Here is a 6,717-nt window from a genome sequence, read left to right as displayed (position 1 = left end):
ACACCAGCACTAACAAAGTCGAAGCTTTAGACGCAGGAGCAGATGATTATTTAGTCAAGCCCTTAGACATACCTGAATTATTAGCCAGAATTCGAGCAGTGCTGCGCCGCAGCAGCACCCCCCTACTGCCGGTGCTGGAGTGGGGATTGCTCCACCTTGACCCCAGTAACTGCCAGGTCAGCTACGATCAGGAACTCTTGCATCTGACACCTAAGGAGTATGGTCTAGTAGAGCTGTTTTTACGGAACCCCCACCGCATCTTTAGCCAAAGTTTCCTGCTAGATAATCTGTGGTCTTTTGAAGAACCCCCTACAGAAAATGCCGTTAGAGCTCATATCAAAAGTTTAAGGCGGAAACTCAAGCAAGCTGGAGCCAAAAATGATTTAATTGAAACTGTCTACGGCTTGGGGTATCGGCTCAGACAACCCCCTGAGGAAGGTTCAGCTCAAACAAAGACTGAGAAAAACAAAGGCAAAAAAGTAGCTAAAAAGACACCATCTAACCTCAAACAATCAAAGAGCAAGAGTGATAGTTCCGTTTCCCCATTCCCTAAGGCTCAATCCCAAGAACCAAAGCAATCAGGATTAAGTGCTATTTGGGAACAGCAGAAGTCAAACTATATCAAGCGGATCAATGTATTGGAGCAGTTGGTGACGGCTTGGCGAGATGGTGACGACTGCGGAAAATTGGAACAGGAGGCTTTACGGGAGGCACACACCCTAGCTGGTTCCCTCGGTAGCTTTGGTTTTGATCAAGCTTCTCTCAAATCCCGTGAGATTGAGCAGATATTGAAATCTGCGAAAAAAGTTAGCAAAGAGACCATAGCACATATGTCTCAACTAGTGGTAGAACTAGGAGAACAACTAGAGACAGAGCCTAACCTTCCAAAACCTAGTCAAAGTAAACCACTCTCCACTTTCCACTCCCCATTCCCTATTTCCAACTCCCCACGACTACTGATTGTGGATGATGATTTAACACTAGCGCAAGGGTTAGCTTCAGAGCTAGCAGCCTGGAAAATGCAGGTTGAGGTGGCAGGTGATATATCTCAAGGGAGAAAGGCAATTGCTGGTAACCGCCCAGATGTGGTTCTGCTAGACTTGTGTTTTCCTGAATCATTGGGAAATGGTTTCGAGCTGTTAGAAGAACTGAAAACAACTCAGCCCCCTGTACCTGTTGTAGTATTTACGGCTCAAGAAAGTTTTGCTGAACGAGTCAGAGTGGCTCGTTTGGGGGGAAGGGGTTTTCTTCAGAAGCCTGTAGCACCCCAAAAGGTGATGGATGCGATCGCTAAAGCGTTGCAACAATCCGGTCCACCACAGGCAAAGCTATTGATTGTTGACGATGACCCTCAAATCCTGGATCAGCTACGCACTGTGCTAGAACCTTGGGGATTCCAATTGACTTTGCTAAACGATCCACAACAGTTCTGGGAGACCATAGAGCAGTGTACTCCCGACTTACTGATTTTGGATGTGGAAATGCCGGAGTTTAGCGGTATTGACCTATGCCAGGTGGTACGCAATGACCCTCGCTGGGGTGAGTTACCCGTGTTGTTTCTCTCTGCTGTTCAAGATGCTGAAACTTTGCAGCAAGTGTTTATGGCAGGGGCAGATGATTACGTACAAAAGCCAATAAGAGACCCGGAGCTATTGGCTCGCGTGTTGAATCGCATTGAGCGCAGTCAACTAAGACTTAAGATGATAGCACAGAAAAATCAAATGTTGTCAGATAAATAAATAACCCTGGTCAGTTAGTGGACGTAGAATTGGCAGATCGGACATAGTAGAGTTGATCACATTTTATTCACAGTTGATGGTTAACGGTTGACTGTCAGCAATCATGTCAATTGTCAACCTAATTATGATCAATTTCTTTGACTATATCTTATTGGCCGAAACGTTTATTCCCCAAGGTAACTGCTACCTCAGGCAGCCTAACTTGATCTGGCTGCACCTGATCAGTGATGCTCTCATTACCCTAGTCTACTATGTGATTCCTATACTGCTAGTGTACTTGATCAGGCAGCGGCAGAATCTGCCTTTCAAAGGACTATTGATGTTGTTTGGGGCGTTTATTATTTGCGGTGGCACCACTCACCTGATGGAACTATGGACGCTTTGGGATCCAGCTTACTGGCTATCAGGCTCTATTAAGGCAATTACAGCTATAGTTTCTGTCTACACTGCTATAAAGTTATACTCTATTCTACCTCGAATCCAAAATTCACCTAGTCTGGCTGGACAAGAGCCGCTCAACCAGGAGCTAAAATCTCAAATTGAAGAGCGTATTTTGGCAGAGCAATCCTTACGGCAACGTGAGCAACGCTGGCAATTGGCACTACAGGCAGCTAATCAGGGAATTTGGGACTGGAACCCCAAAATCAATGAAACCTTTGTATCCAGCCGATGTAAGCAAATGCTGGGGTATGATGAAAACTACGACATCGGAAACTATAACCATCAATGGTGGACACACATCCATCCCGATGATGTAGACCAGGTGATCAAAGCTATGGAGGATCACTTAGCACAAAAAACCTCCTATTATATTCAAGAGTATCGCTTACAGTGCAACGACGGCAGTTACAAATGGATTCTTGACCAGGGACAAGCACTTTGGGATGAAGCAGGTGATGCAGTGCGGGTGGTTGGCTCAATTACCGATATTAGCGATCGCAAGCAGACAGAAGAAGCATTTCAAGAAAATGAAAAGGCGCTGAAGTCCAACCAAGACCGGCTCGACGCAATTATGAGTTCTCTTCAAGACGTGGTGTGGTCAGTATCATTGCCTTCTGGGATACTGCGCTATGTTAATATAGCCTTCGAGCAAGTTTACGGTCGCCCAACTTTCGAGCTATTCAGCGATCAAGACAACCTATGGCGGCAGTTTATTGTACCAGAAGATTTTGATCCTGTTGAGAAGGCATGGCAAGCTGTTCAAGAAAACCGTCGTGAATCGTGGGATTTAGAATATAGAATTGAGCTCAGTAATGGAGAAATTCGCTGGCTGAACGATCGCGCTCATGTGGTTATCCGTGATAATGGCAGCTCTGTACATCTTCACGGCATAACTACGGATATAACGAAGCGTAAACAGCAAGAAGCTGAACTGCAACAACTCAATCGAGAATTGCAACAACTCAATCGAGAATTAGAGATTAGGGTTCAACAGCGCACAGCTGCTCTACTCGAAAGTGAACAACGATTCCGCTCGTTGTTTGAATCTGCCCCAGATTTTATCCATATCTTAGATACTCAGGGCATGATTGAGCAAGTCAACCCCGCTGTCATTCAGCAGTCAGGTTATGCTGAATCAGAATTGATCGGTAATCGGTTAGAAGAGTTTTTTACCCCCAGATCCCAAAACATTTGCCAGCAACAGTTTCCGGTTTTACTGGAGCAGGGAACCCATCGTCAAGAAATTGAGTTTGTCTGCAAAAATGGCACTGTTATTACCACAGACTGCTCTTGTTCAGTGGTTCATGATACCCAAGGAAACATTAGCTATATCTTAGTGTTGCAGCGAGATATTACTTCACGCAAACGATTTGAACAAGAACGTACCCAGTTAATTGCTAGCTTACAGGAATCAGAGCGACGGTGGCGCAGCCTTCTCGAAAATGTGCGACTGGTGGTGGTGGGACTAGACCGACAGGGTAAAGTTGAGTATGTTAATCCCTTCTTCCTAGAATTGACTAAGTACACAGAAGCAGAAGTTTTAGGCCAGGACTGGTTTGAAAACTTTCTGCCCAATTCCCAGCAAAAGTCAGTACAGCAATACTTCCAAGATATCCTAGAGCCAGACTTTCAATCCCACTATCAGCATTCGATTCTCACCAAATCAAAGCAAGAAAAAATCATTGCTTGGAATAATACCCTACTCCAAAATCTCCAGGGAGAGGCAATTGGAACCATGAGTATTGGGGAAGATATTACCGAGCGCTACGCTATTGAACGGATGAAAGATGAATTCACCTCCGTGGTCAGCCACGAACTCCGTACCCCCTTAACCTCGATTCATGGTGCCTTGAACCTGTTATCAACTGGTCTAATTCAACCTCAGTCTGAACGAGGACAGCGTGTGATTGGCATTGCCGCTGACAGTGCTGAGCGTTTAGTGCGACTAGTTAACGATATTTTGGAACTCGAACGTCTGGAATCTGGTAAGATCCGTTTGTCGAAGCAGCCAGTGAATGCAGCTGAGTTGATGGTTAAAGCTGTTGATCAGGTGCAGGTGATGGCTAATCGAGCTGGGATTAAATTGGAAGTCTCGCCCCAAGCCATTGAATCTGAGATTGAATTCGAGGCTGATAGCGATCGCATTATTCAAGTCATAACCAATTTACTTAGCAATGGGATTAAATTTTCAGACAGAGGTTCTAGTCTATGGTTAACAGTGGAACTGCAACACCCAGAGGAACTAGAAACCACCTCACCCCTTGACCCAAACAGTGCCACTATCTTATTTACTGTTAAAGACCAAGGTAGGGGAATTCCTGCTGACAAACTTGAAAGCATATTCGGGCGTTTTCAACAGGTTGATGCCTCCGATGCCCGTAAAAAAGGAGGGACGGGTTTGGGGTTAGCGATTTGCCGTAATATAGTGGAGCAGCACGGAGGAAAAATCTGGGTTGAGAGTACTGTTGGTGAAGGCAGCAGTTTTTATTTTACCTTACCACAACAAACAGCAGCAGCAGCAGAAGGTGATCACCATGACAACTAAGCGCATTTTAGTGATTGATGATGATGATGGGGTTCGAGAAATCATCCAATTTTCTCTAGAAGCAGCAGCAGGGTGGGAAGTGTTGACAGCTGCTTCTGGTAAAGAGGGATTAGCTAAGGCTGAGGCAGATCAGCCTGATGCTATTCTGCTAGATGTCATGATGCCCGAGCTGGATGGACCGGCTACCTTTCGACAGTTACAAGCTAATGCAGTAACGGCGAATATCCCAACCATTTTGCTAACCGCTAAAGCTAGGAGCAGCGAGCAAAAGCAGTTTCTAGATTTGGGGGTAACTGGAGTTATTACCAAGCCGTTTAAACCTATGGAATTGGTCGAGGAAATCCAAGGGATTCTTAATTGGCTCGATTGACTCATCGAAGTGTTAGGTTTTATTAAAACTCCCAAACCTGCAGCAAATCATAAGGAACTTGATTAGGATTAATTGCTGGTAAATTAGTCGGCTTAGTAAACTTACCTTACTTAATTAATTGCTCAGGACTTACGCAGCTACACCAGATATAGAGGTAAAGGTGCGTTACGCTTCGCTAACAAACCCTACAAATAGAGACTTTGCGTAAGTCCTATTCCTGCAACAAAGCGGTTAATAACTCTCATTTTCGTGAAAGCGATCGCTTTCACTTGCGCCACAATATCTGGACAACAAATTAAACACAGCGATGCAGCGCGCTCAAAGGAGACCACCCCATTCGGGCTTTGCATCAAGACAATGAATCGAGGGTTAATTTCCGACTGTATCTTCCATGAGTTAATTGGTATCAAAGCCTTATATACTAAGCTTTTTAGGGCTCATATCACCCCCTCATAAACTCCAGTCAATATTGATTAATTCAAATCTAAGCCAGTCAACATTACTACAATTACTATTTTGCTTGACCATGGATATCATTATTAAAAAATAACTATTAATTTCAAGAAAGTCTATCCGGCTATTATGAATCGCAGTATTTTTTTTAATAATCAGTCCAACCTTGTGGAGTAGAGTTTTAAAAAAGCTTATAATATGGATAGCATCAAGGCACTATATAATTCATTAGTTTTCTTAATAAAAAATAATGGAAAAACACTTTTTACAGTTTAGATCTGGCATGGCTGGAGTCAATAAAACCATACCGACTGCTGATGGCATTTATAAAAAATTAGTGTATGCAGATTGGGCTGGAAGTGGACGAAGTTACCTGCCTATTGAGGCCAGAATACAGCAAGAAATAATGCCCCTAATCACGAATACTGAAGCGGAAGTCAATTACACAAGAACAGCAATGACACATGCATACAAGACAGCCAGAAAACTTATTGCAGAACATATCAATGCCAGTATAGACGATATTATTATTACTGCATCATCAGGTGCAACTATGCTAATCAAAAGGTTTCAGGCAATGCTGGGATTGACACCAAAAACAAATGTCACGCAATCTCTCCCGAGCAACAAAAAGCCAGTGGTATTTGTAACACATATGGAGCATTATTCCAATCATGATAGTTGGATGGAGACTGACGTAACAGTCGAAGTCATTAATCCCGATTGTACTGGGCTAGTTGACCTTGGGCATTTGCAGGAACTTCTACACAAGTATAGGGAATGTCCCCTCAAGATGGCGTCAGTCACAGCCTGCTCTAATATTACTGGTATAAGTCCACCATTTAACTCTATAGCAAAAATCATGCATGAAGCCGGAGGATTCATATTTGTTGATTTTTCCTGCTCTGCCCCATACGTTGATATTGACATGCATCCTCCTCAAGAGAATACTCACTTAGATGCTATTTTTTTCTCATCTCATAAATTCTTAGGAGGACCTGGTTCCTGTGGTGTCTTAGCATTTAACAGAAAACTCTATCATCAAGTGAACTTCCTCTTTAGGGAAGAGTCTAGAGAAAATAAACCAAGGCATGTTGACAATTACAAAACTATCAAAGAAATTGAAAGACTAGAATACAGCGGAACTCCGGCATTACTCCAGACAATAA

The 6,717-nt window shown here is 43.6% G+C and carries 4 protein-coding genes; all 4 read left to right on the top strand.

All coding sequences use genetic code 11. The features are described 5' to 3' along the window. Positions 1 to 1,739 (top strand): response regulator (locus F6K37_RS28975; protein WP_287253908.1); only part of this gene is annotated, 1,739 nt, incomplete at its 5' end. 124 nt (positions 1,740 to 1,863) lie between these two features. Next, positions 1,864 to 4,725, top strand: a complete 2,862-nt coding sequence (locus F6K37_RS28970) for a PAS domain-containing sensor histidine kinase (protein WP_287253906.1) — start codon at positions 1,864 to 1,866, stop codon at positions 4,723 to 4,725. Beyond that, the gene (locus F6K37_RS28965; protein WP_287253904.1) at positions 4,715 to 5,095 is read left to right on the top strand and encodes a response regulator; all 381 of its coding nucleotides are present in this window, start codon (positions 4,715 to 4,717) and stop codon (positions 5,093 to 5,095) included. The genes F6K37_RS28970 and F6K37_RS28965 overlap by 11 nt, the downstream gene beginning before the upstream one ends. 703 nt (positions 5,096 to 5,798) lie before the next feature. Then, on the top strand, positions 5,799 to 6,717 hold a 919-nt coding region (locus F6K37_RS28960), incomplete at its 3' end, for an aminotransferase class V-fold PLP-dependent enzyme (RefSeq protein ID WP_287253903.1).

Source organism: Moorena sp. SIO4E2 (assembly GCF_010671945.1).
Taxonomy (GTDB): Bacteria; Cyanobacteriota; Cyanobacteriia; order Cyanobacteriales; family Coleofasciculaceae; genus Moorena; species Moorena producens.
The sequence above is the reverse complement of the archived record's forward strand: the minus strand, read 5'-3'. Positions and strand labels throughout refer to the sequence as shown.